The organism is Streptomyces sp. NPDC005281 (assembly GCF_040607495.1).
Taxonomy (GTDB): Bacteria; Actinomycetota; Actinomycetes; order Streptomycetales; family Streptomycetaceae; genus Streptomyces.
In genome coordinates, this window is sequence record NZ_JBEXGX010000061.1 from 1 (window position 1) to 22,632 (window position 22,632).

General features: G+C 69.0%; 21 protein-coding genes and 5 pseudogenes. 10 read left to right on the plus strand and 16 right to left on the minus strand.

From position 1 onward, the window contains the following. The 3 genes and pseudogenes from ABZV42_RS40530 to ABZV42_RS40540 form a co-directional block, all read left to right on the plus strand. A pseudogene (locus ABZV42_RS40530) lies at window positions 1-118 on the plus strand (IS5/IS1182 family transposase); the annotation flags it as partial. A gap of 728 nt (window positions 119-846) precedes the next feature. Next, entirely contained in the window at window positions 847-3,531 is a 2,685-nt protein-coding gene (locus ABZV42_RS40535; RefSeq protein ID WP_356057208.1) for an AAA family ATPase, read from the plus strand. A gap of 192 nt (window positions 3,532-3,723) precedes the next feature. Next, window positions 3,724-4,191: a hypothetical protein gene (locus tag ABZV42_RS40540; RefSeq protein ID WP_356057210.1), complete on the plus strand. Its 468-nt coding sequence runs from the start codon at window positions 3,724-3,726 to the stop codon at window positions 4,189-4,191. A 53-nt stretch (window positions 4,192-4,244) separates the two neighbouring features. Here the strand turns inward: ABZV42_RS40540 and ABZV42_RS40545 are convergent, their stop codons facing one another. Next, a complete protein-coding gene (locus tag ABZV42_RS40545) occupies window positions 4,245-4,859 on the minus strand; it encodes a NucA/NucB deoxyribonuclease domain-containing protein (RefSeq protein ID WP_356057212.1) in 615 nt (204 codons plus the stop codon). A gap of 38 nt (window positions 4,860-4,897) precedes the next feature. On the opposite strand from ABZV42_RS40545, the gene ABZV42_RS40550 reads away from it, so the two are divergent. The 4 genes from ABZV42_RS40550 (at window position 4,898) to ABZV42_RS40565 (ending at window position 8,350) form a co-directional block, all read left to right on the plus strand. Further along, a complete protein-coding gene (locus tag ABZV42_RS40550; protein WP_356057214.1) occupies window positions 4,898-5,497 on the plus strand; it encodes a molybdopterin-dependent oxidoreductase in 600 nt (199 codons plus the stop codon). A 2-nt stretch (window positions 5,498-5,499) separates the two neighbouring features. Beyond that, window positions 5,500-6,210 (plus strand): ferredoxin reductase, encoded by a 711-nt coding sequence (locus ABZV42_RS40555; protein WP_356057216.1) that lies wholly within the window; start codon window positions 5,500-5,502, stop codon window positions 6,208-6,210. Window positions 6,211-6,222: 12 nt separating this feature from the next. Then, on the plus strand, window positions 6,223-6,498 hold the full coding sequence (locus tag ABZV42_RS40560) for a DUF6510 family protein (protein WP_355991544.1): 276 nt from the start codon (window positions 6,223-6,225) through the stop codon (window positions 6,496-6,498). A 166-nt stretch (window positions 6,499-6,664) separates the two neighbouring features. Beyond that, complete coding sequence (locus ABZV42_RS40565) at window positions 6,665-8,350, plus strand: ribonuclease J (RefSeq protein WP_355991541.1); 1,686 nt, start codon at window positions 6,665-6,667, stop codon at window positions 8,348-8,350. On the opposite strand, the gene ABZV42_RS40570 is transcribed toward ABZV42_RS40565, so the two are convergent. Next, the gene (locus tag ABZV42_RS40570) at window positions 8,305-8,667 is read right to left on the minus strand and encodes a hypothetical protein (protein WP_355991539.1); all 363 of its coding nucleotides are present in this window, start codon (window positions 8,665-8,667) and stop codon (window positions 8,305-8,307) included. The genes ABZV42_RS40565 and ABZV42_RS40570 overlap by 46 nt on opposite strands. 1,123 nt (window positions 8,668-9,790) lie before the next feature. Between ABZV42_RS40570 and ABZV42_RS40575 the strand changes: the two genes are divergently transcribed. Then, complete coding sequence (locus ABZV42_RS40575) at window positions 9,791-10,006, plus strand: helicase associated domain-containing protein (protein ID WP_355991536.1); 216 nt, start codon at window positions 9,791-9,793, stop codon at window positions 10,004-10,006. A gap of 192 nt (window positions 10,007-10,198) precedes the next feature. On the opposite strand, the gene ABZV42_RS40580 is transcribed toward ABZV42_RS40575, so the two are convergent. After that, the gene (locus ABZV42_RS40580) at window positions 10,199-10,525 is read right to left on the minus strand and encodes a MerR family transcriptional regulator (protein ID WP_355991533.1); all 327 of its coding nucleotides are present in this window, start codon (window positions 10,523-10,525) and stop codon (window positions 10,199-10,201) included. A gap of 1,014 nt (window positions 10,526-11,539) precedes the next feature. On the opposite strand from ABZV42_RS40580, the pseudogene ABZV42_RS40585 reads away from it, so the two are divergent. Beyond that, window positions 11,540-11,782: pseudogene (locus tag ABZV42_RS40585) on the plus strand (hypothetical protein); the annotation flags it as partial. 5 nt (window positions 11,783-11,787) lie between these two features. Here ABZV42_RS40585 and ABZV42_RS40590 read toward each other — a convergent pair. Continuing rightward, window positions 11,788-12,588 (minus strand): hypothetical protein, encoded by an 801-nt coding sequence (locus ABZV42_RS40590; RefSeq protein ID WP_356057218.1) that lies wholly within the window; start codon window positions 12,586-12,588, stop codon window positions 11,788-11,790. Between the two features lie 417 nt (window positions 12,589-13,005). Continuing rightward, window positions 13,006-13,209 (minus strand): cold-shock protein, encoded by a 204-nt coding sequence (locus ABZV42_RS40595; RefSeq protein ID WP_356057220.1) that lies wholly within the window; start codon window positions 13,207-13,209, stop codon window positions 13,006-13,008. A gap of 373 nt (window positions 13,210-13,582) precedes the next feature. On the opposite strand from ABZV42_RS40595, the pseudogene ABZV42_RS40600 reads away from it, so the two are divergent. Continuing rightward, window positions 13,583-13,765 (plus strand): annotated as a pseudogene (locus ABZV42_RS40600) (ATP-binding protein); the annotation flags it as partial. Between the two features lie 551 nt (window positions 13,766-14,316). Here the strand turns inward: ABZV42_RS40600 and ABZV42_RS40605 are convergent. The 11 genes and pseudogenes from ABZV42_RS40605 to ABZV42_RS40655 form a co-directional block, all read right to left on the minus strand. Further along, window positions 14,317-14,553, minus strand: coding sequence for a hypothetical protein (locus ABZV42_RS40605; protein WP_355991505.1), 237 nt, complete (start codon window positions 14,551-14,553; stop codon window positions 14,317-14,319). Between the two features lie 214 nt (window positions 14,554-14,767). Continuing rightward, window positions 14,768-15,418, minus strand: a complete 651-nt coding sequence (locus ABZV42_RS40610; RefSeq protein ID WP_355991502.1) for a putative immunity protein — start codon at window positions 15,416-15,418, stop codon at window positions 14,768-14,770. A 610-nt stretch (window positions 15,419-16,028) separates the two neighbouring features. Continuing rightward, the gene (locus tag ABZV42_RS40615; RefSeq protein WP_355991499.1) at window positions 16,029-16,337 is read right to left on the minus strand and encodes a hypothetical protein; all 309 of its coding nucleotides are present in this window, start codon (window positions 16,335-16,337) and stop codon (window positions 16,029-16,031) included. 405 nt (window positions 16,338-16,742) lie between these two features. Then, on the minus strand, window positions 16,743-17,351 hold the full coding sequence (locus ABZV42_RS40620) for a class I SAM-dependent methyltransferase (RefSeq protein ID WP_355991496.1): 609 nt from the start codon (window positions 17,349-17,351) through the stop codon (window positions 16,743-16,745). 198 nt (window positions 17,352-17,549) lie between these two features. Continuing rightward, window positions 17,550-17,630: pseudogene (locus ABZV42_RS40625) on the minus strand (XRE family transcriptional regulator); the annotation flags it as partial. Window positions 17,631-17,658: 28 nt separating this feature from the next. Continuing rightward, window positions 17,659-18,897 carry a PP2C family protein-serine/threonine phosphatase gene (locus ABZV42_RS40630; RefSeq protein ID WP_355991508.1) on the minus strand — a complete coding sequence of 413 codons (1,239 nt, stop codon included), beginning with the start codon at window positions 18,895-18,897 and terminating at the stop codon, window positions 17,659-17,661. Between the two features lie 306 nt (window positions 18,898-19,203). Next, window positions 19,204-19,515, minus strand: coding sequence for an SCO5918 family protein (locus ABZV42_RS40635; RefSeq protein WP_355991493.1), 312 nt, complete (start codon window positions 19,513-19,515; stop codon window positions 19,204-19,206). Between the two features lie 53 nt (window positions 19,516-19,568). Next, on the minus strand, window positions 19,569-19,976 hold the full coding sequence (locus ABZV42_RS40640; RefSeq protein WP_355991490.1) for a CBS domain-containing protein: 408 nt from the start codon (window positions 19,974-19,976) through the stop codon (window positions 19,569-19,571). A gap of 46 nt (window positions 19,977-20,022) precedes the next feature. After that, window positions 20,023-21,537, minus strand: a complete 1,515-nt coding sequence (locus tag ABZV42_RS40645; protein ID WP_355991488.1) for a DEAD/DEAH box helicase — start codon at window positions 21,535-21,537, stop codon at window positions 20,023-20,025. Window positions 21,538-21,861: 324 nt separating this feature from the next. Next, entirely contained in the window at window positions 21,862-22,065 is a 204-nt protein-coding gene (locus ABZV42_RS40650; RefSeq protein ID WP_007387007.1) for a cold-shock protein, read from the minus strand. Window positions 22,066-22,528: 463 nt separating this feature from the next. Further along, window positions 22,529-22,632, minus strand: a pseudogene (locus tag ABZV42_RS40655) (hemolysin III family protein); the annotation flags it as partial.

Below are 22,632 nucleotides of genomic sequence, written 5' to 3' on the forward strand. Positions count from 1 at the left end.
GTCCGGCTACCGCAGACTCAGCCCCCGCTACGAACGAATTGCCCGCAACTACCTGGCCTTTCTCGGCCTCGCCGCAGCACTCTGCTGCTACAAACAGCTCCTCAAACTCACCACGTAGGACACCGTCTAAGGAGATGGGGAGGCAGAGACCGTCGTCGCTGGCGGAAACGGGGAAGGGCTCTGCCCTGCTTTTTCCGGGGCGGCGCCTCCAAGGAGGAGAACCAGGACGGTCACCACGGCGGTACTGGCTCCCACCGCGCCGACCAGATCACCCTTACCCTGCCCGACAACACCCGCCGCCAGTGGAGGCTGCTCGGGACGCGTGTGCTGGTAGATCGCGCGTGCCACCACGCAGCCCACCACCAGGATCACGGCCCCTCCCCAGCCCCGGGAGCCTGCCTGTCCCGATCGTGCGGCCCACCGCGTTCGGGGCGCAGCACCGGGGGCTCCAGCCTCCCCCGACGCTTTCCCTACATCCGGGAGACGACCGGCGGCCGCAGTCACCGTTGTCGCGGCGGCCGCCGCGCACGCCGTCGTCGACCTCCGCTCTGGCGTCCGCTCCAAAAGGCCTTCAGCATCGCCGACAACCTGCTGAGCGCCCCCGCCCCGGTGCGCCGGGCCGCCCTCAAGACCCTCGACGGCAACGACGTCGCGCACGTCCTGGCCGAGGTCGAGCGCGACACCGGCAGCCCGAGCAGGGTTCCGCCATCGACTCTCTCACGACGGCATGGAGCTGACGGAATGCACTTTGCCGGTACCGCGCCGCCGTTAAGGTGATACGGCCGAGCGCGGACAGCGAACGTCTGATTCCTGTCCGTGATGGGGGTCGGCATACGAGGGGGAGCTGTGGCGACTGTTTTTGTCGACCGGACCGAGCACATCGCGGCGTCAGATGCGTTCCTGCGGGCGGTGGCCGGCGGTGAGGGCGGTGTGCTCGTCGTCCGGGGCGAGCAGGGCATGGGCAAGTCCGCGCTGCTCCGGGAGGTGACACGGAACGGACGTGGACCACAGGGCGCCCCGAAATGCCGCTTCGTCCAGGCACGCTGCATCGACCGGATCGGCACGCACAACGCCTACGGACCGGTGATCGACGTCCTGGCTGCGCTCCGCCCACAGCCCCGCCGGTCCCTGCTCCGTCGCCTCGGCCGGTCCACCCAGCAGGCCGCGCCTGAACTCCTCTCTCTGGTACCGGCGCTGGGACCGCTACTGAAGGCCGCCACGCAGATCGTCCAGACCGCCATCGACTCTCCCGCCGCCCAGCCGGACAGCATGGCGCCGCTCATGCAAGGCGCTGCCCGCGCGGTGGCCTCGGCGCTGGAGGAGGCGGCGACCGCGTCCGGTCCGACCGTCATCGTCCTGGACGACGTCCAGTGGCTGGATCCCAGCAGCATGCTGGTTCTTGAGTACCTCGTGGAACGGCTCCATCGGGAGGAGCTCGCTGTCGGTCTGCTCCTCGGCCACCGCACCGATCCGGGTGCGGATTCCGGGGTCTTCAGCGACGTGCTCGCTCAGTGGGAGCTCCGCGGGTGGTGCAGCATGCGCACGCTCACGGGTCTGCCCCACGCGGCGGTTGCTGACCTGGTTCGGCGACACCACCCGGGCCCGGTAGCGCCGTCGCTTCCGGCCCGCCTGAGTGAACTGACCAAGGGCCATCCGGTGTTCGTTACCCAGTGCCTGGGCATGCTCAGCGCGGCTGGCGACTTCCACGGCCCCTTGCCGGACGCGGTGGGACCGCTGATCCGCCGCCGCCTGGACGGGCTGGACCCGGAAATCCTGGAACTGCTTGTCACCGGGGCAACGCAAGGGGAAACCTTCGACAGCGCCGTCGTGGCCGCAGTGAGCGGGCAGCCGCCCGGCCTGGTGGCGGGGCGGCTGCACCGAGTGAGCCGCCGGCACGGCCTGATCCGGGTGGTGCCGCCGCTCCCCTGGGCCCAGGACCCGTCAGTGGACTACTACCGCTTCGAGAACGCCCTAGTACAAATGGCCGTGCTCGACGAACAGAGCGCTGGTCAGGCTCGGAAAACGCACGCAAGGATCGCTGCCGCACTGGCCGGAGAGGGGACCGATCGTGATGACCTGCCGATACCCATACAGTTGGAAATCGCCCGCCACTACCACCTCGCCCAGCAGTGGGACGACGCCGCGCGGACACAGTTTGCGCTCGCCCGAAAGCTGGCGATGAGCGGTATGTCGTTCTGGGAAGCAGAGGCCCTGAGCCGGCAAGCTGTCGACAGCATCCGTCGCCTGCCACCGAGGACGGCCGACCGTGATCTGCGGCTCGCTCGGGCCATCGAGCTGCTGCTCTCCCTCACCGAAGCTCGCTGGCAGTGCCAGCCCGGCACGGAGCAGGCCCGGGACTTGGAGGGGCAGGCGCGTGAGGCAGAGGAAGCAGCCCGCCGCAGCGGCGATGCGGCGCTGATGGCCCGGACAGCCGTACTTCACGGCCGGGTCCTCCTTACGACCCAGGGCCTGTGGCCCTGCCTCGACAAGCTCCGCGAGGCTGTGGAACTTGCCCGGGTCTGCGCCGACCCGATCGTCCTGTTTGCCGCGTTGTCTACGTACGGAGGCCATCTGACCAAGCAAGATCTGGCGGCCGGCCTGCAGATGCAGCTCGAGGCGGAGAGCCTGCTCGAGGATTGCCGTCCCACTCTGGGCGACGGCAACGACCCCATCCGGCAGGTCCGCACCCTGGGCAGCCAGTTGCAGCTCGGGGTCAACCTCTTCGACACGGGCTATCTCGACCAGGCCCGGGACCTGCTGACCCGGTGTGTCGAACAGCTGCGCACCGACCCGCTGTACGCCAACCTGCCGGTCGCGCTCAACTACTTGGCCCAGCTGTACGTCGCCATGGGCTCGGAAGACGAGGCGGCCGCAGCCCTGCGCGAGGCACGTGACATCGACGAGGCGCAGGGCGGGCCGAGCAACTGGCACGCGTACAACACCGCCCTCCTCGCATTGCTCCTCAGCCGGGATTCCCGTGACCCCGGGGAGAGAATGCACAGTCGGGTACTGGCCGAAGAAGCCTGGCACGAGATGGAGCAGACCTGGAAAGTCGACCTGGTTCCCATTGTCCGCAACCTGTACGCGGAGGTCATCGTGACCTTGGCGGACGGCGACACGGACGAGCTGGGCCTGGCGGCGCGGCTCACCGACGAGACGGTCCGTGAGACGGAGCAGACCGGTATGGTCCGCAGCAAGGTGGCGGCCCTCTCCCTGCGCAGCCGCATCCACCTGATACAAGGGGAAACCGCAGCGGCCTCCCGGCACGCCCGGCAGGCGATCGCGATCCTGGAAGAGGTTGGCGACCTGCCGGCGCTGCGCACCGAGGAGGTACTCCACCACGCGGCGGTCGTCCTGCGGGCGGCGGATGGTGCGGCCGAAGCGGACGAGTTGGCCCGGCAGGCCCGGGAGGTGGTGGCCCGTAAGGCAGACCTGATACACAGCCCGGCGGACCGGGACCGGTTCCTGCGGGAAGTACCGCTCAACCGGGCGATCCTCAATGGGTACGGTTCGTTTCGAGGTACGGGTTGACCCGGGGGGTTGTTGATTGCGTCTCGTGAGACGCCAGAAACACCTCCGGCACAACCGACCTCGGCTCGTTGAGCACTGACACCCACTCACCACAATGCCCCCGACCATGCCCGTAACGGCCGGGAGCACCGGTACGGCACCGGCCTACGATCTCGGGGATGGCCAGTCGTGTGTGATGTCGAAAGGGCGCTCATGGCAGAGCTTGTGCGGCAGCAGGAACTGAATGCGTACGTGGGCTTCCACGCTTTCGGATTGCAGGAATCCGACGACGCGGACCTGCCGGTGCCTTTCCCGGACGACTTCAACCGGCACGCGTTCCTCAGCACTCACCCGGGCCGCCTGGACATCACCAGCGGCGGCCATACCCACACCGCCACAGTCGGCGTCGAAGTGTGGGACGGCCCGCCACCCGTCCAGAACCGGTCCGACTGGGACGAGGTGGCCGAAGCCGAATTCGAGTCGACCAGTGGTCAAGTAGCCGTGTGGTCCATGCACACGGGCCGGATGGACGACCTGATCACGCTGGCTGACTCCGGCGGTTCGTGGCACGTCCGTGTCCACTGCGCAGGCCGGGCCGAGGCCGCAGCCCTGTCGGAAGGCGAGGGCACCGGCCACGGCGTGGAGCGTTACCTCGTGCAGTTCTGGCCCGCTAAATCGTGAACCGGCTGCGGCGGGAGCGACTCGTGTCAGGGGCGCTCCCGCCGCAGCACAGGTCAGGTGACGATCTTGACGATAAAGCCGTCATCCAGTCCGTCGATGATGCGGTTCTTGGCGTAGAAGCTCTTCAGGAGGGAGCCGCCCGCCTGGTTGTCGTCGCCCGGGATCGGCTTCGCGGAGAAGTTGAACTTTTGTGCCTCTGGGTCGTAGTCATGCTCGGCAGCTCCTTCATAGGTGCTCGCGAAGGGGTACTCGTCGCATTCCTTGCCGCCGCTGGTGTAGTTGGGGCCCCAGTACCGCTTGCACTGCTTGACCGCGGCTTTGCGGTTGTCGTCGATGCGGCGTGCGCTCACCGTGCGGTGGAGTGGATCCGCTGCCGTCTGTCCGGGCACCTTCTTCGCCGACATGTAGGGCTTGGTGTCCTGCGGGACGAGGAATGCCTGGTTGATGTGCTGCGCCTCGGCGCGCTCCTCGGCGCCCTGCTTCGCGCTCAGGGTGAGCGCTGTGAGGTAGCTGAACGTGGCGGCGCCTTTCCTTGCCGGGTTGCCGCCGCCGGTTGAGTTGGCGAGGTACGTCGCGGCGTCCCAGTAGACGTCCGGGGGCAGGCTGTGGGCCGGGGGTCGGCGACACGGCATGCGAGCGCGCGCGGGGCGGCAGATGATGGTGGTCATGTGCCAGCCACGTCGGATATACGAGGAGGCGGATATCCATGAGCGGCTTCTCACCCGGTTTCCGTGGCCGCACGCACTCACTGGCGGATCGGTTGCCTCCTGGTCAGTACCCCACTGAGCAGTTCCCGGTACTGTCGGCGGGACCGACCCCACAAGTGGAGACCGACACCTGGACCTTCGCCATCACGACCGAGTCCGGTGCCACCCGCGCCTGGACATGGCAGCAGATGATGGACCTGCCGCAGCAGGAGACGGTGACCGACATCCACTGCGTGACGCGGTGGTCCAAGTTCGACACCCAGTGGCGAGGCGTACCCGTGGACGCCTTCTTTGAGGACATCGAGACGGCTGCCGACTATGTCGTCGCCCAGAGCTACGGCGGTTATACAACCAACATGCCGCTGGCGGACGTCCTTGACGGCAAAGCGTGGATCGTACACACCTATGACGGCTATCCGCTCTCCCCGGAGCACGGGGGACCGGCCCGCCTGCTGGTGCCGCACCTGTACTTGTGGAAGTCCGCCAAGTGGGTGCGCGAACTGCGACTCACTGTGCAGGACGACCCGGGCTTCTGGGAGTCTGCTGGCTACCACAACTACGGCGACCCCTGGCGCGAGCAGCGTACCTGGGGCGACTGACCATGCCCCTCGCCTGGCGATCGGCCCGCCTGCACAGCAGCAGTTCCCAGACGCCTACGGCCCGTTCGCTGCACTTCGCCGTCCCTGGCTGGCCCGGTCACCTCGCGGGCCAGCATGTCGATGTACGCCTGACGGCCGACGACGGCTACCAGGCCGTACGCAGCTACTCCCTTGCCGCGCCTGCCGATGGCGACTGCATCGAATTGGGTGTCCAAGCCGTGATTGGTGGCGAGGTGTCGCCTTATCTGGCCGATCAATTGTCGGTTGGCGCCGAGGTAGAGATCCGTGGCCCGCTCGGCAACTGGTTCGTGTGGCGCCCTGACCAGACCGGTTCAGTGCTGTTGGTCGCGGGCGGGTCCGGCATCGTGCCCCTGACTGCGATGATCCGCGCTCGCCGGCAGGCACAGCCAGAGACTCCTTTCCACTTGCTGTACAGTGCCCGCACGCCGCAGGACATCTGGTACGGCAACGAACTCACCAACGTCGTAACGGGCTTGGAAGTCGAGTTCCTCTACACCCGACAGGCTCCGCCCGACAACTCTCGAGGCCCGGGCCGCCTCAAACGCACCGATCTGGAAAGGCCACTTGCCCGGCTGACCCACACCTGTCTGGTGTACGTCTGCGGCCCCACCGGCTTCGTGGAGACGGCCGCCAATCTGCTGGTGGACCTGGGGCAAGATCCCGCCACCATCCGAACCGAGCGTTTCGGCTGACCGGAGCTCCTCATGGCAGAGAACATCACCCATCATCTCGACGGCAACAGCCTGGCTGGCCCGCTCTCGGAGATTTTCGCCGTGGAGACGACCTCGGCCTGGTGGCGCTGCCCCGAATGCACCCGCTCGGGACCGCTCGCCCAATTGCACGTCTACGGCCCCGCACCAGGCCTTACCGCTCGATGCCCGGGCTGTGCGCACGTCGCGCTGAGGCTGGTCAAAGAGGGCGACCACATATGGCTGAGCCTGGGCGGCGGCACAGGGGCATTCCGCTTTCGTACGGCGTGAGGACGGATCCAGTCCGCCCACACCGGGGCCTTCGTCCACGGGGAGCAGTACCGGCAGGCGGTTGCTCCGGGTGAATGCACGGATACACGTCGGAATGCGGGCTTTTCGTGCACTGTCGCGACCGGGTGTTGATCACCTCGTTCCACTCTCCGGGTAACGTCCAGGCATGAGTCATCCGCACCCCGAGCTAAAAGCCGCTCCGCCCCTTCCCGAAGGAGGGCTGCGGGTCATCGCCCTGGGCGGCCTGGGCGAGATCGGCCGCAACATGACCGTCTTCGAGCACGCCGGCAAACTGCTCATCGTCGACTGCGGCGTGCTGTTCCCCGAAGAGACCCAGCCCGGCGTAGACGTAATCCTTCCGGACTTCACCTCCATCCGGGACCGGCTGGACGACATCGTGGCCGTGGTCCTCACCCACGGCCACGAGGACCACATCGGCGGCGTGCCCTACCTGCTGCGCGAGCGGTCCGACATTCCCATCGTCGCCTCCAAGCTGACGCTGGCGTTCCTGGAGGCCAAGCTCAAGGAACACGGCATCCGGCCGCGCACGGTGCGCGTGCGGGAGGGCGACCGGCGCAGCTTCGGGCCCTTCGACTGCGAGTTCGTGGCGGTCAACCACTCCATCCCGGACGGCCTCGCGGTCGCGATCCGCACCGGCGCCGGGATGGTGCTGCACACCGGCGACTTCAAGATGGACCAGTTCCCTCTCGACGACCGCATCACCGATCTGCGTGCCTTCGCCCGCCTCGGCGAGGAGGGCGTGGACCTGTTCCTCACCGACTCCACCAACGCCGAAGTACCCGGCTTCACCACCTCCGAGCGTGAGCTGAACCCGGCGATCGAGCAGGTACTGCGCACCGCGCCGCGCCGGGTCATCGTCTCCAGCTTCGCCAGCCATGTGCACCGCATCCAACAGGTCCTGGACGCCGCCCACCAGCACGGCCGCAAGGTCGCCTTCGTCGGCCGGTCGATGGTCCGCAACATGGGAATCGCCCGTGACCTGGGCTATCTGAAGGTCCCCTCCGGTCTGGTAGTGAACACGAAGGAGCTGGAGAAGCTCCCGGACCACAAGATCACTCTGGTGTGCACCGGCTCCCAGGGCGAACCGATGGCCGCGCTGTCACGGATGGCCAACCGCGACCACCAGATCCGTATCGGCAAGGGCGACACCGTCCTGCTCGCCAGCTCCCTCATCCCCGGCAACGAGAGCGCCATCTACCGCGTCATCAACGGGCTTACCCGGTGGGGCGCCCACGTGGTCCACAAGGGCAACGCCAAGGTCCACGTCTCCGGGCACGCCAGCGCCGGCGAACTCGTCTACTGCTACAACATCGTCAAACCCCGCAATGTCATGCCTGTGCACGGCGAATGGCGCCACCTGCAGGCCAACGGCGACCTCGCCATCCGTACCGGTGTCGACCCGGACCGGGTCGTCATCGCCGAGGACGGCGTCGTCGTTGACCTCGTCGACGGCCGCGCGTCCATCACCGGGAAGGTCCCCGCAGGCTACGTCTACGTGGACGGGATGGAGGTCGGCGGCGTCACCGAAGCCTCCCTCAAGGACCGCCGCACGCTTGGGGAAGAGGGTGTAGTCACGGTGGTGGCGATCGTCAACGCCGACACCGGCACCCTCGCCGAAGCCCCCGACTTCCTGGCCCGCGGCTTCGCCCATGACGACACCACCTTCGAGCCGGTCATCCCCGTCATCGAGAAGACCCTAGCCACCGCCGCCGACGAAGGCGTCGGGAACGCAATCCAACTCGAACAGCTCATCGCCCGCGCCGTGGCGAACTGGGCGTTTCGCACCTACCGCCGCAGGCCCCTCATCATCCCCGTCATCATCGACGCCTGAGCCCCGGCAGTACGGCCCCCTACCTGCCGTGCCCGGCCTCGCGAGTATCGAAGCCGGGCACGGGAGTCAGCAGCGGCCCGAGGAGTCGCGACGCAGTCGCAGCCGATGGCGCTCGGGCAGCGAATGGCCAGTGGGGTGTAGGCGAAGCCGATCGAGGTGCGGTAGTTGACCTGGTACCAGGCCGCGGCGATCGGAAGGCGGGCCAGGTCCTCCTCCTCGTCGTGGGCCCGGTCCATGGGCAGGGCGCGGTCATCGAGGCGCAGGGCGTGGACGGTCTCCTCCAGGCGTGTGGCGAGTTCTTCGCCGACGCGCCGCATCCGCTGGCCCGCGTCGGAGTCGTAGGTGCCGGTGAGGGTGATCCCGGCGGGGTCGAGGGGCTGGGCCGTGGTGAACGCCAGGCGCAGCCGGTTGTCGATCGCGGTGCCGACGTTCCCGGCCTCGGTGCCGACACCGGGCCCGGCAGCAGGATGTGGTCGCTGTGGTCCCGGGCGCGGAAGCTCTTGCGCAACAGGTGGGCGCCGGCCGACAGTTCACGGTCCAAAAACCGGCGCAGCGGGGTGCGCGGGCAGCGAAGTCCGGAGGTCAGGCTCACGAGGTCACCGCCGGGGCAGCAGGCGCCGTGGGGCGCGATGAGGTTGTCACGCCTTGGACGCTAGGCAGCGGCACTGACACGCTGTCCCCCGCAGGAAGTACCTTTCCGGCAGCCGGGGCGCCGAATTCACCCGCCCGAGGGTGGTGACGGGCTCGCCGGTGACGGCCGGACGCGACGGGCAGCGCGCGGCGCGGCCCGTGGCGCCGGACAGGATCGAGGCCGGTCACGGGCAACGGGCGCCCGGCTCCGTCCTCCCCGTGTCAGAGGGTCGCCGCCGTCCACACGGCGTACCCCCGCAGCGGCGCGTGAAGCGCGGGCTGCATCGCCACTCTTCTCCCGGCGTCCGCTCTCCCAGGGCGATCCTCGCCGCGCGGAGCGCCGTGTCCGGGCGGGCGGGAGGTCGTTGGACCAGAGGTCGCGTACGTGGGAGTGGACCTGATACGCGAACGTTGAGGACCCTGGATGCCGCTGCCCGGTCTAGGGTTGTCAGCCGTGGCCCGGCCCGTGTCCGCGCTCTGGCAGGGCCGGGCCGCACCCCTTCCCGACGTGGGCCGCCGGACGTCACAACGGCGGGGTTCCTTCCCTGAAGAAGGACAACGAACATTTCCCCGGTTACGGGTCAGTGGGCCCTCGCACGCCTCTTGGCTGCCGTCGACGGCCTGCCTCGCCCACGGCCTGCTGCCCGATGCGCGCGTCACGCCCGCCCGCGGTCGACGCCCGACCGCTGCCCCCGCCCTGGAGAGCCCGTATGAGCGATGGACCCCTGCGCGACGCCTCGGCGAACGCCTGGAGGTCGTCGGCGTCGTCCCGCCGGCCCCGAAGCCCCCGCAAAGCCACCCACGGCGCCCGTGAACACCTTCGAACGGGGCGTCGCGGCCCTCGCGCAGTACAAGACCCGCACCGGGTCAGTAACCGTCCCCAGAGGACACGAAGAGACGCTGCCGGATGGGAGTGAGGTGAAGTTCGGGGTGTTCCTGTCGAACAGCAAGAGCAGGCGCGGGAAACTCAACGCCGACAAGCTCGCCGCACTCGCCGCCCTCGGACTGGAATGGGCAGCAGGGTAGTTCCATGGTTTGCACTCCTACCCTTGCTGCCTGCGTCCCACGGGCCGCCGCGAGGTGGTATGGCCGGTTGGCGCTGTTCATCCGTTCGGGGGCGTGTGCGGGAGTGATTGCCGGCCCATCCCGTCCGAGGCTGGTGGAGGGCGGAGAAACGGCGTGGGCCTGCCTGACCGCTTCCGGGTACACACGGGCGGCCTAGGGATTCTTCGATTCGGCGGTGCGGTGGTGTTCGGTGTTGATGCGTTGGGCTTCTTCGAGCTGGTCTTCGAGGATGACGATGCGGCAGGCGGCCTCGACGGGCATGCCGCCGTCGACGAGTTCCCGGGCGCGGGCGGCGATGCGCAGTTGGTAGCGGGAGTAGCGGCGGTGGCCGCCCGCCGAGCGCAGCGGGGTGATCAGGCGGGCATCTCCGATAGCGCGGAGGAAGCCCTGGGTGGTGCCGAGCAACTCGGCGGCCCGGCCCATCGTGTAGGCGGGATAGTCGTCGTCGTCGAGACGGCCGTAAGAATCGTCTGCTGTCATCGCACCTCTCTGAGAAACACGTGGAGGGGCCCTGGCGCTATGCGCGCCAGGGCCCCGAAGGAACTGCCACACCATCTACCGGCCCTAGTCCTGCGCCGGCCTACTGTTTCCGCACTGGCCCACGAGGGGGTGAGGACGTGTGCGGGGATCGCGGTTGCTCGACCGGAGACCACCTCACTATCGATGTCCTGCGGTACCCGGGTCCAAGACGTCCGCCCGGGCGATCCTGATGGCGCCTGGCCCCTCCGTTCTTTCCCTCTAAACCCGTCACTTACCGAACCTGTACTGCTGGTACTGCGAACCGCTGGTGGCCTGCGACAGCGCCACTCTCCGGCAGCCAGCCCCGTCGCCCGTCCTGCGTCTGCTCTGGCTTGGAACCCCACTGCCGAACCTCCCGGCACGCGCGCCCGCAGCCGACGCCTTCACCGGGGAACCACTGACAAACCACACTGCTGGTACCGCGACCTACTGAACTACCACCGAGTTGAGCCGTACTGCTCGTGGCGGCCCCTGATCACTGCGGGCCACCCGGTCCGGCCGTCAGTCCCGTCGCCGTCCTGCGACAACCCTGGCTTCGGAACTCCACCACCGCACCGTCCTGCGAACTGCCCTTGCGTGTACTGCTGCCCGGCAGTTCATGTCTGCCAGGCCCTTGTCGATCTCGGCTACGAGAGAAACCATAACCACGCCCACCACCCAATGTCTACTCCAGCCAACACAGATTTTCGCGTGTCCGACAGTGAGGCAGTCGGCCTCGAACGGAACAGGGACAGAGAGTGCCGCCAAGCGGCTGGACCACCGCTCCGGCCGGCCCCGTCCTGCCCCGCCAGGCACCGCAACCGCCTCGTACGAGCTTCACCCGCGCGCAGACACGGCAGTGCCAGGGAGAAGCAGCCTCTACGGCGACCGCCCGTCATGGTCCGGGAGCAATGCGCAGGACGAGCAACACCCGAAGGTGGTGGCCACGCCGATCCGGCATCACGGATCCACTGAGCAGATCGCCGAGGATGCGGCATGCGGTACGGCGTGGTGGTGGAGGAACTCGCGGTGGAGGTCATGGCGCGGCTGCCCAACGACCGGGCCCGCCAGGAGGGGATGGCGCTCGTGGAGGTAGCCCGGATGGATCCGCGGGCCTGGCCCGATGTGCGCGACCCGGGCTCGGTGGAGGAGATCCGGGAGGCGTTCGGACGACGGTGCTGGATCCAGTTCATGCCGCACGCCGGTGCGGTCGAGGTCCGTGGCATCGGGTGGGCGGGCTGGTCTCAGGGCAGTCGGCGGCGGAGGTCCTCGGACCAGTCCCGGAGCCGGTCCTCGAGGACGAGGTTGTCGCCGCGGCTGACGGTCTGCAGGAGCAGGGCGCACACGGTCGCTTCGGCGGCGAGGCCGTCCGGGCTGCCCAGGACGGGGAAGACGGCGCGGACGCGGGCGGCGATGTTCGGCTGGAGCAGCGTGTAGGCGTAGAGGGTGGCGGCGTCGAAGCCTTCTGGGGCGTGGCCCCATCCTTCCCAGTCGAGCATTCGCAGGGGCGCGGTGAGGTTCGCCCAGTGGAGGTCGCCGTGGGCGGTGGTCCAGGCGGTCACGGCCGGGGCCGGGGTGCCGAGGAACTCGGGGATGGTCCGGTTCATGTACTGCTCGCGCACGGCGACGCGATGGGTGTCGGCCACCGCCACCTTCTCCAGCGTCGCCGCCAGGTCGGTCCACCAGGAGTCCGGCAACTGGAGGTCGTGTCGCAGGATCGGGCCGTCGGAGAGAACCGGCTGGTCGACGCGCACCGACAGCTCCGCCCGGTAGGCGGTGGAGTCGTCAACGCTCTCGTACAGGCCCAGCAGTGCGGGCCGGTGCCCGTCAAGGTCACCGAAGGCATGCTGTGCATCCAGGGCACCGTCCCACAACTTCCCCGAGGCCTTGTCTGCCGGCGCGGACACCAGGCGCAGCCACACCGGGGTGCCGGCGGCAGTGCGGGCCGGGGCGCCCAGGGTGCGCCCGGCCCAACCCCAGAACTCCCCGCCCGGCTCGACCTGGACCGCCAGGCGCTTGGCGGCGCGTGCATGGTGGACGCGCATGCGCTGTTCGGTGTCCGGGTCAGAGGGAGGCGAGTACACCAGTGATCTCCCGCAACTGGGCAGCGGTCAGAGAAGATTGGGCGACGACTTCGGCCGCCTCCCTCCAGTGTGGCGCACCGGAAGCCGCGATGAGGACGTCTGTCACTCCTGGGGATGACGCGACCGCAAGGACTCACGCCTGTGCAGGGGTCGGGGCTGGCGGCAGCGTGGTCGGCCTACTCGGTGGTGTGGTCCGCGTTGGACGGCTCCGACGGGAGCCGCTGGAGCGCGACCGTACAGGGCGGGGCCAGCATCTCCGCCATATCAGAAACGGCCGCCACCTACGTCTCCTGGCACGGCAGTCGCACCACACCTGCAGGAAAGGACGGGGCCCGGCGGCATACTGCCGGGCCCCGTCCTTTGCTCGGGCTGCTTCCGTCAGTGGCGGGCGATGTTCTCCGCCTGGGGGCCCTTCTGGCCCTGGCCGACGTCGAAGGTGACCTTCTCGCCCTCGGCCAGTTCCCTAAAGCCGTTGCCGGCGATGTTCGAGTAGTGGGCGAAGACGTCCGGCCCACCACCGTCCTGCTCGATGAAACCGAAGCCCTTCTCGGCGTTGAACCACTTCACGGTGCCGCTGGCCATACTGCTGTCCTTCGATATCGCCGGGAACGCCCCGGCTGGTACATGAGAAGGGGTCGCCCGTGACCGGCCAACCCACAGCATCTTTTCTACCCCACCTGCCACACAGTTTCACCGACCCGGGCCCCAGCTAAGCGGATGCCGGGACGCCGAACCCAGATGGCGCCCCGTGGGCGGGGACGGCCACTCGTGGGTGGGGTGGCGTTGACGATCAGTGGATCAAGTGACAGGTAGCCCGGATGGTTCAGTACCGGGCCTCCACGAGCGGCGGGCCAGACCGGGGTGAGCGTTTCGCGTTCGGCCCGGTACCCGAGCAGCCGGCGTCAGCCAGGCCCGCCGGGCCGCCCGCGCCTTCACCGACCGCCTCACCCTCGCGCCCGGCCCGGACATGGCCGACACCCTCGTCCTGGTGGTCTCCGAGCTCGTCACCAACTCCCTGCGCCACGGTGGCGGCCACTACACCCTGGAACTGACCGCCGGCCCCGACGCGCTCACCGCCGCGGTCAGCGACCCCAGCCCGGCACACCCACGCGAGCGCACCCCCGACCTGGGCGGCGCCAGCGGCGGCTTCGGCTGGCACATGATCCGCCGCCTCACCCACCACCTGACCATCACCCCGGCCCCGGCTACGGCAAAACCATCCACGCCCAGCTCCCCCGCTGACAGCAACGGGTGCTGTGGTCCCCATGTATTGCAGAGATCTTGTTGCAGGCTGCGGCCAGGGCCGCAGCGGGTGCCCGGACGGGACAGCGTCAGGCGCTGCCCGTGGCAACGGCCGCGCGGAACTCCTGAGTCGGCGCTGTCAGAACAGGTACGTCCCGCCGATCGTGCCGCGGGCGCCCTCCCAGACGCAGTGCCCGGCGTAGCGCTCGTAGTCCGAGACCTACTTCGCGAGGCGGGGCTGCCCCGATGCCAGTCAGCGTCGCTGGAATCGGGGCTACGGGCGTGGGCGGGAGCGCTGGTGGTTTCAGCTGAGTCGGTAGTTGAGGAGCGCGATGCCGGCGGCGGCTGCGCGGTGTTGGTAGGCGCGCAGTTCGGGGGCGCCGGGGACCGGCGGCGGATAGCGCAACATGCAGGCCGAGTGCGGCTGGGGGCGCAGCTGCGTGCTCGCTACTCGGTGTGGCGGACTGCCTTCTTCACCTCAAGCTCCACGCCGGCCCGCATCGCGCCCTGCTCTTTCGCGTGCACGGTGACTGCGCCCTGCACGTCTTGGGCGAGGTCGCGCCATGCCTGCCATGCGGTCTCGTAAGCGGGCGGGTCGCCTTTGGTGCGTAGGGCTTGTACGGTCGCGTGCGCCTGGTCGGCGGCGCGTTGCTTCTCCACGAGTTCTTCGAAGGTGTGTGCCACGTAGGGACCCTAAACCGTGCACGACTGGGCCCCTCCCCGCGACGTGCGCAGCAGGGAGCTCGCTCGTCTATTCCTCGGTCGGGCCGTCGTCGCTCGCGAGCTCTCCGCACCGACCCCGCCCGCGCCACCCAGCTCCTGCGCGCCTTGCTTGTCTTGACGAACCTCGAAGTCAACCGCTGACGGAGGTGGGGCCGCACCGTCTGAACGTTCCAAGTCACTCAGCGAGGGTGAGTGAACGAAGGTCAGCGTCCAGCATGCGGATCAACTCACCAACCCGTCCGCCGCCACTCGGCGCCGTCGGGAAGCGTTTGAGCACGTCAACGACGGCAGGTATCGCACGATGCACCGTCTGCTCAAGGTGTTCGGCACCAACGCTCCGATCGTCGTCGGCGACGAGTTCGGCCGCTCTGGCCGCGTAAGCGCCAGCTCCGAGGATGTGCTTGACCTGGGTGCCCTTGGCCAGCGGATGCAGGTAGGCAGCGCCTGCCGCAGACATCGCTGCCCGAGCCGACTCGCGCGCAGCCGCAGTGTCCGCGCTCTTGGCTGCCTTGAGTGCTGCCCACGCTTTGTCGCGCAGAGCCTTCCCTCGCTCACCACCTCGAGCGAACTCCCACGCGGCGCCGATAGCGTCTCGAGGCCGCAAGTCGTCCGGCTGATCGCCTTCGAATACCTCGAGCACCACTTCCGCGCACGCTGCAGCGAACGCGGTGACCTCACGAAGATCTTGCTCACTCAGAGCGATCTCGCTCACTTCCCCTGTCATGACTCCGTCCTCGACCATTGCGCGGGACAGCCAGGCGGTTGGGGCGGCTCCGGGCCGGCCCATGCCGACTGGCTCCGAGCAGACCGGATCGTAGAAGGCCACCTGGCCACCGCGGGCAGGAACCAGCGAGCCGACGGTTCCTGCCAGATGATCTACTCCGCGGACTGTCGCCCTCGACCAGCGTGAGCACCCCGAGAACCAGTCACACCAGCCCTTCGACCTGCGATTTCAAGTTGGCGGAAGCTCAGTGCGGCGGCCGGGAGTGAACGTCATCGTCGGTGCGCGCACCGGTGCGCGCGATGAAGTTCATCGTGGTGCGCCGCGGTGCGCGCGATGCGGTTCATCGTCGGGTGCGGTGCGCACCGCATCGTTCGGATCATCCCCGGCGGCACCCGCAGTGACGCGCGGGCTGCCACGGCGGGTTCGGCTTGCCGCTGGGGTACTGCCCGTGCGGCGACGGCGCCGCGGCGGCTTCGGGGGCTGGTGCCGCGCCGCCCGCAGCCGGGATGCGTCGGCGAGCTCCTTCAGTCGCTCCAACTGCTCCGGCGAGAGCGGCGGGATCGGTTCAACCATCGGGGCCTCCAGGCTTCGGCTGGTCTCTCCCTGCACCCTCGCTGTTCCCGGCCGGCTCCGGGGCATGCGCGTCGGCCGCGTCCCGGCAGCCGGTTCGGGGACTTCGTCTCCCGTCCCGCCGGACGGGCACGGCGCCCGTTCAGCGGCCGGGTTCCTCTCCCCCGTCCTGGCCTGGCTGGTGCGTGTGGTGCTGCTGCTGGCTGTCCGGGGCAGTCGCGCTGTCCGGCTGATTCCTGGCGGCGACGGCGCGGCGGCGGCCTTCGGCTTCGCGAGTGACGGCAGCAAACCGGCTGAGGGCCTCCGGCGTACGCATCCACGTCGCCGGGTCGGTCGTGCGGCCCTCCAACAGCTCGGGCATCGCGGCCTGCTGGTGAGCCTGGACAGCCGCGGCCCGCTGCGCCGGGGTGAGGGCTACGTCCCGGCCTGGGTGGTCGACCGCGTGCGGCACAGCCGCCTCCTGGTCGTGGTGGTCCTCGGTGCGCGCGGGTGCGATGCGGGCGTCGCGGATCGCGTTCTGCAGGGCGAGGCTGGCGACCCGGGCCCGCTCGTACCGGCTCGACTCCCGGGGCGGCTTGCCATTGGTTCCGGCGATCCACCACCGGTGGGGCCAGGCGAAGTCGGCTGTGTACGTGAGCTGATCGGGGGCCGGGGCGCGGCGGCCGGGTTGGGGAGCGGTGAGCTGGCGGGAGTGGCCGGTCAGGGCGCGGTGCCGTCTTCGGCATCGTGTGTCAGGGCGCTGTGGCGGAGCCGGTGGAGTGTCCAGCCGTTCCTCGATGTCCTCGGGTGAGGCGAGCAGGGTCGCTGGGCGCGGCTGGAGTCAGGACCTCGGGCGAAGACGCAGCAATCATCACTGTCAGTCCTTGCGCAGGGGTGCTCTGACCACAAGGAAGTAGCGGCCTGGATGCAGGACGTCCCCGCCCAGTTCCGCGAGGAGACTGGACGGAGTGAACCGGCGCCGGAAGATCGGGGAGGGGACGCCGTCCACCTCACGGTGTTCCAGCCCTTCCACGTGCGTGCGGCCGTCGCTGCGCAGGTCGAGGATGACGAGTCCGCGCGCCACGCGGCTCGCCTCGGCGAGGAACGCGTCACGCTCGTCCGCTACGAGCAACCCGTAGAAGTTGGCGGCGAATACGAGGTCGAACGCATCGTCTGGAAAGGGCAGCGGAGGAAAGGCGGCCCTGACCAGTTGGGCGTGAGGAGCGCGGGTCCGGGCGATGTCGAGCATCCCCTGGCTCTGGTCCATGGCGGTGACCCGGCCGGGCAGGAACTGTGTCCACACCCCGGTTCCACAGCCGACCTCCAGAATCCGGCCGTCCGGAGGCAGGGAACGGGGAAGCAGGTTTCCGATCTCGGCCGTCTCCAGGTCGAGACCCGCGTCCGTCTCGGGATTGCCCCGATAGCTCGTCGCGTCGTAGACCGGCGCCCGATGCTCGTAGTACTTCGCACGGACTGAGTCAGGCATGGCGTGGCCTCTCCCGTCGGACCGAATTCCGTCAGAGCGTCACAGCACTAGATTTCGGCTGCACGGACTCCTCGACGACAGCCCCGGCTACGCCCTCGCCACCGACGTCGCCGGCGCCCTGGAGCACGGCCCCGTCGTTGCGGCGTCGAAGAGGTGCTGCGCGTACTCCGGGGGAGGTGCACGGTGAGGCGGCGGAAGGTCGGTCGTGCCGATGGGCGCGGTGTAACCGAACCGGGCGCGGGTCTCCACGGTGATGCCGCCCGTCGCGGCGGCTTGGCGGTGTGGGACCCGCCATGCGGCTCCAAGTTTAACGCGCTGCAGCGGTTGGTTCCGTTCCTGATGGGGGTGAGGCGTCGGTGAGGTCGGCGCCGGTGGCGGCGTCTCGCTGGGAACGGCCGGCTCCCTGCCAGTCCAGGCACATGACGGTCGCATCGTCCTCCAGGTGACCGTGGCCGGCGTCGACGATCGCCCCGATGAGGGTGCGAGCGGCCTCCCGGGGGTGCAGCGCACGGGTGCGGACGATCAGGTCCGACAGGTCCAGGCTCCGGGCGTTGCGTTCCAGCATGCCGTCCGTCAGCATCACCAGCCGGTCGCCGGGTCGCAGGTCCAGCGACTGCACGCGATAGGGGTGCGGGGGCTGGAAGCCGAACGGCAGATCGACCTTTGGGACGATCTGCTGCACTTTCCCGTCCCGCATCCGCAGCGGCCAGGGGTGTCCGGCGTTGATGAACTCGCTCTTGCCGTCGAGCAGACTGATCCGCAGCAGCTGACCGGTGACGTAGCCTCCGTGGCCGTGTTCGCGCATGGCCTGGTCGGCCTGGCGGGCTTGGTCCTCGAGGCCGGCGCCCGCCCTCCGTGCCCGGCGCAGGGCGCCCACCACCAGGGTGGCCAGCAGTGCGGCGGCGACGTCGTGGCCCATGGCATCGGTGACGGACAGCTGGACGGCGTCCCGGTCGATCACGTAGTCGAAGGTGTCTCCCCCGACGTGCTCGGCGGGCTCCAGCGCCCCGGCCACCGCGAACTGCGCCGCCTCGCACGCCAGCGACACCGGGAGCAGCCGGTGCTGGATCTCCGCGGCCAGACTCAGCGGGACGGTACGCCGGCCCCACTGGTAGACGTCGGTGAAGGACCGGTTCGCGATGACGATGTAGGCCAGCGCGTGCGCCGTCTCACCGATCTCGCGCATCGTCTCCGCATCCGGCGCCGTCGGCAGGAACAGCTCCAGGAGCCCGATGGCGTCTCCGCGATTGGTCACCGGAGCGACGATGCGCACCGCCGCCCCGCCGCCTTTGTCCTCGGCCCTCGGCCTCTGGCTGCGGATCACATCGTCGTACAGAGTGCCCCGTAGCGGGATGCGCCGGGCCGGTTCATCGGTCTCGACACTGCCCGCGGAACCCAGCCGTACGACCGAGCTGCCGTTGAAGTCGGTGATCAGGAACGACACCGACGCCGCCCCCAGGCGCTCCTTGAGCATGCGCGCGACCACGTCGAGCGACTCCACGGGCGCCGCGGCCTCCGCCGCCTCCAGCGTCCCCGGCAGCGTCAACGCCCCGCCCTCGCGATTCCCGCCTGACCCCCATGCGGTCACGGCGCCTCCTCACTCCTCGACTGGATGCCGCTCAGGACTCTGTCCCGGACGTGCTGGTGCCGGTGCCCAGTCCAGCACCGAACGGGTCCTGGACCACGTGTCCCAGCCGCCCAGCCGTCACCACTATCGGACCGTGTGCGGTCGGACTCTGCCGCCGCGCGCCCTGCACTGCCGCATGTGGCTGCCAGAAGGATGGCACTGAAGTGCACGGTGATGGCGGCGAGCCCACTGCTGCTTCGACGACGGCTCACGCCTGTCCGTCGGTCAGACGGCTGCGGGGGCCCCGAGCATCGCGGAAGCCTCCTGGAACGCGCTGAGCGTGCGCGTGGGTGCAGCGGCCTGAGAAAGGTCGCGGCAGGTGAAGCCGAGCTGGGTCATGGCCCGCAGGACTTCTCCGGCGCTGAAGTCGCGGCGGTCCTGGCGGGTGACGACCTGCCCGACCTGCTTGACCGGGTAGGTGCGACGACCGATGATCACGGACGCCTCGAAGGCTTCCTCAGGCTTGACGCCCTTCATCGATTCCAGGACGCCGCTCTTGGTGAGGTCGAAGGGGAAGCGGGCGATGACACAGCGCATGATGCCTCACAGGGAGTTGAAGGAGGGGATGGTTCTGCCACGGTCGAGGCGGTTCAGCGGGCGGCCAGGGCGAGGATGCCCAGGGCGTCGCCGTGTTCGTCGAACACCGGCAGGGCGTCGAGGCGGCGGTAGCGCATCGCGCGCTCGGCTTCGGCCATCGTGGTCCCGGGAGAGGCGAAGGGCCCCGGGTCGATGAGGATGTCCCGCAGCTGGACCCGGTCCGTGTACACGGAACTGTCGCGGACCGCGGTGAGCTGGGCCTGGGTGAGACGCCCGGTGCACACGCCGTCGTTGTCGCAGACGAGCAGGTGCCCGGTGCAGGCGCTCGCCATGACGGACAGGGCCACCTCGACGGTCATGTCGTCACAGACCTGCGGTCCGGCGGTGTCCATGGCGTCGGCCACCGTCCTCGGTACGAGGACGGCGCCCGTCGAGCGGGGCTGCATCTGAACGATCGTCACAAGGTGCCTCCTGCAGAGGTGGGCCAGTTTCCTGAACACGAAGTCCTTACGCCGCCGCGTTGAACGAGGACTGCCGCCCGGTCCTGCGGCGGGCAGCCGAGGCGGGGCTGCGACGGCCGCGTGACGACGACGTGCTGCGCTGACGCCGCTCGGCGACCGGCGCGGTGATCGTCACGGGGATGCCGGAGGGCGTCTGGGCGCCGGTGATCCGGCTGAGGGTCTCTTCGCCGGATCGGACCTGGGTGGTCTGGGGCACGATGCCGGCGGCGGTCATGAGGCGGGTCATGTCGCGGCGTTGGTTGGGGGTGACCAGGGTGACGACGCTGCCGGACTCGCCGGCGCGGGCGGTGCGGCCGCCGCGGTGCAGGTAGTCCTTGTGGTCGGTCGGCGGGTCGACGTTGACGACGAGGTCGAGGTTGTCGACGTGGATGCCGCGGGCGGCGACGTTGGTGGCCACGAGCACGGTGACGTGCCCGGTCTTGAACTGGGTCAGGGTCCGGGTGCGCTGCGGCTGCGACTTGCCGCCGTGCAGGGCGGCGGCCCGCACGCCGCTGTTGAGCAGGTCCTGCGTCAGCCGGTCGACGGCGTGCTTGGTGTCCAGGAACATGATCACCCGGCCCTCGCGGGCGGCGATCTCGGTCGTGGCGGCGTGCTTGTCGGCGCCGTGGACGTGCAGGACGTGGTGCTCCATCGTCGTGACCGCACCGGCCGACGGGTCGACGGAGTGCACGACGGGGTCGCTGAGGTAGCTGCGGACCAGGCGGTCGACGTTGCGGTCGAGGGTGGCGGAGAACAGCATCCGCTGGCCCTCGGGGCGGACCTGGTCCAGGAGCGCGGTGACCTGGGGCATGAAGCCCATGTCGGCCATCTGGTCCGCCTCGTCGAGGACGGTGATCGCGACCTGGTTCAGCCGGCACTCCCCGCGGTCGATGAGGTCCTTGAGCCGGCCCGGCGTCGCGACGACGACCTCGGCGCCACCGCGCAGCGCATTGGCCTGCCTGCCGATCGACATTCCTCCGACGACCGTGGCGAGACGCAGCTGCACCGAGCGGGCGTAGGGGGTGAGCGCGTCGGTCACCTGCTGGGCCAGCTCACGCGTCGGCACGAGGACTAGGGCCAGCGGCTGGCGGGGCTCGGCGCGCTGTCCGGCGGTGCGGGCCAGCAGTGCCAGGCCGAAAGCGAGGGTCTTGCCGGAGCCGGTGCGCCCGCGTCCCAGGACGTCACGGCCCGCAAGGGTGTTGGGCAGGGTCGCGCCCTGGATCGGGAACGGGACGCTCACGCCTTGCGCGGTCAGCGCGGCCAGCAGCTGCTTGGGCATGTCGAGGTCGGCGAACGCCTCGACCGCGGGCAGTGCGGGAGTGATCGTCTCCGGCAGGGCGAACTCGCCCTGCACCGCTGCGGGCCGCCGGCCGTAGCCGCCCGAACGGCTCGGACCCCCAGAACGGCTCGGGGTGGACGATCCGAAACGGTTGCCCCGCCTCGAACCGGCGCCGGCGCCGAAAGCGGTACCGTCGGTACGGCTGCGACGGGAAGAGCGGTCATTCGTACGTGCGTAGTTCATTGTGAACCTTCCTTGATACGGCGCGTATCAAGGAATTCCCGCAGCGGAAGCAGCGCGGGGAATCTCAAGAACGGGCCGAACGAAATGTGAAAAGAAATCTGGAGTGCAATGAATCTGGCGCGGGTTGCATTGACGGAATTTCTGACGCCATACGGTCGTGAAATCCCGGACGCCTACCGGTTGCGCCTCGGACGAGGCGCGCATCCCTGGACGAGGGACTGCGGGCGCTTCGCGTCCCACAGGTCACACCACTGCGGGAAATACCCGTAGCTGGGGCCCGCACCCCGAGGGATGCGGGCCCCAGCTACGAAGCGCGCGTCAGCGTCAGGCGAGGACGATGTTCTCGGCCGTCGGGCCTTTCTGGCCCGCCGCGATGTCGAAGGTGACCTTCTGGCCTTCGAGCAGCTCGCGGAAGCCCTGGGCGGCGATGTTCGAGAAGTGGGCGAACACGTCAGCACCCCCACCGTCCTGCTCGATGAAGCCGAAACCCTTGGCCGCGTTGAACCACTTCACTGTGCCTGACGCCATGTCATATCTCCTGTTGGGCAGTACGTCGGGACCCGCGAGCACGGATACCGGGTCGTCGCGATGATGCCCCGTCCGGAAAATGACCGGCCATACGAGAACGCCGCCGGCGGCTGAAAATACCGGCGAAGGCGCTTGAAGTTTTTGGGAACCACGACTGCAACTGAGATCGACAGTAGCATGAGGTAGCAGCCCGGGTACGGTAAATGACTTCACACTGCCGATAGCGGCAAAAACACTTTCCGCGAGACGCGTTAAACTCTCACCTCGCGGCCATAGATATTGACCCACCCGAAGCGCAGTGTTTCAGGAAGGGCGGTCGCCGCCGTTAAGCGCTCAAAAGAGCGCGATTATTCCGGTGATGTTTCCTGCCCGGCATGGACCCCGGTGGCACGCAGGCCGGTCTCGCCACGGATCAGGACGCTGGTGGGGCGAGCAGGCGGACAGCTAGAAGGTGATGTGGCGGTCAGTAGGTGGCCAGGGAGATGGCGAGGTAGTGCGCGGTGAAGGCTGCCACGGTCAGCGCGTGGAACACCTCGTGGAAGCCGAACCAGCGGGGTGAGGGGTCGG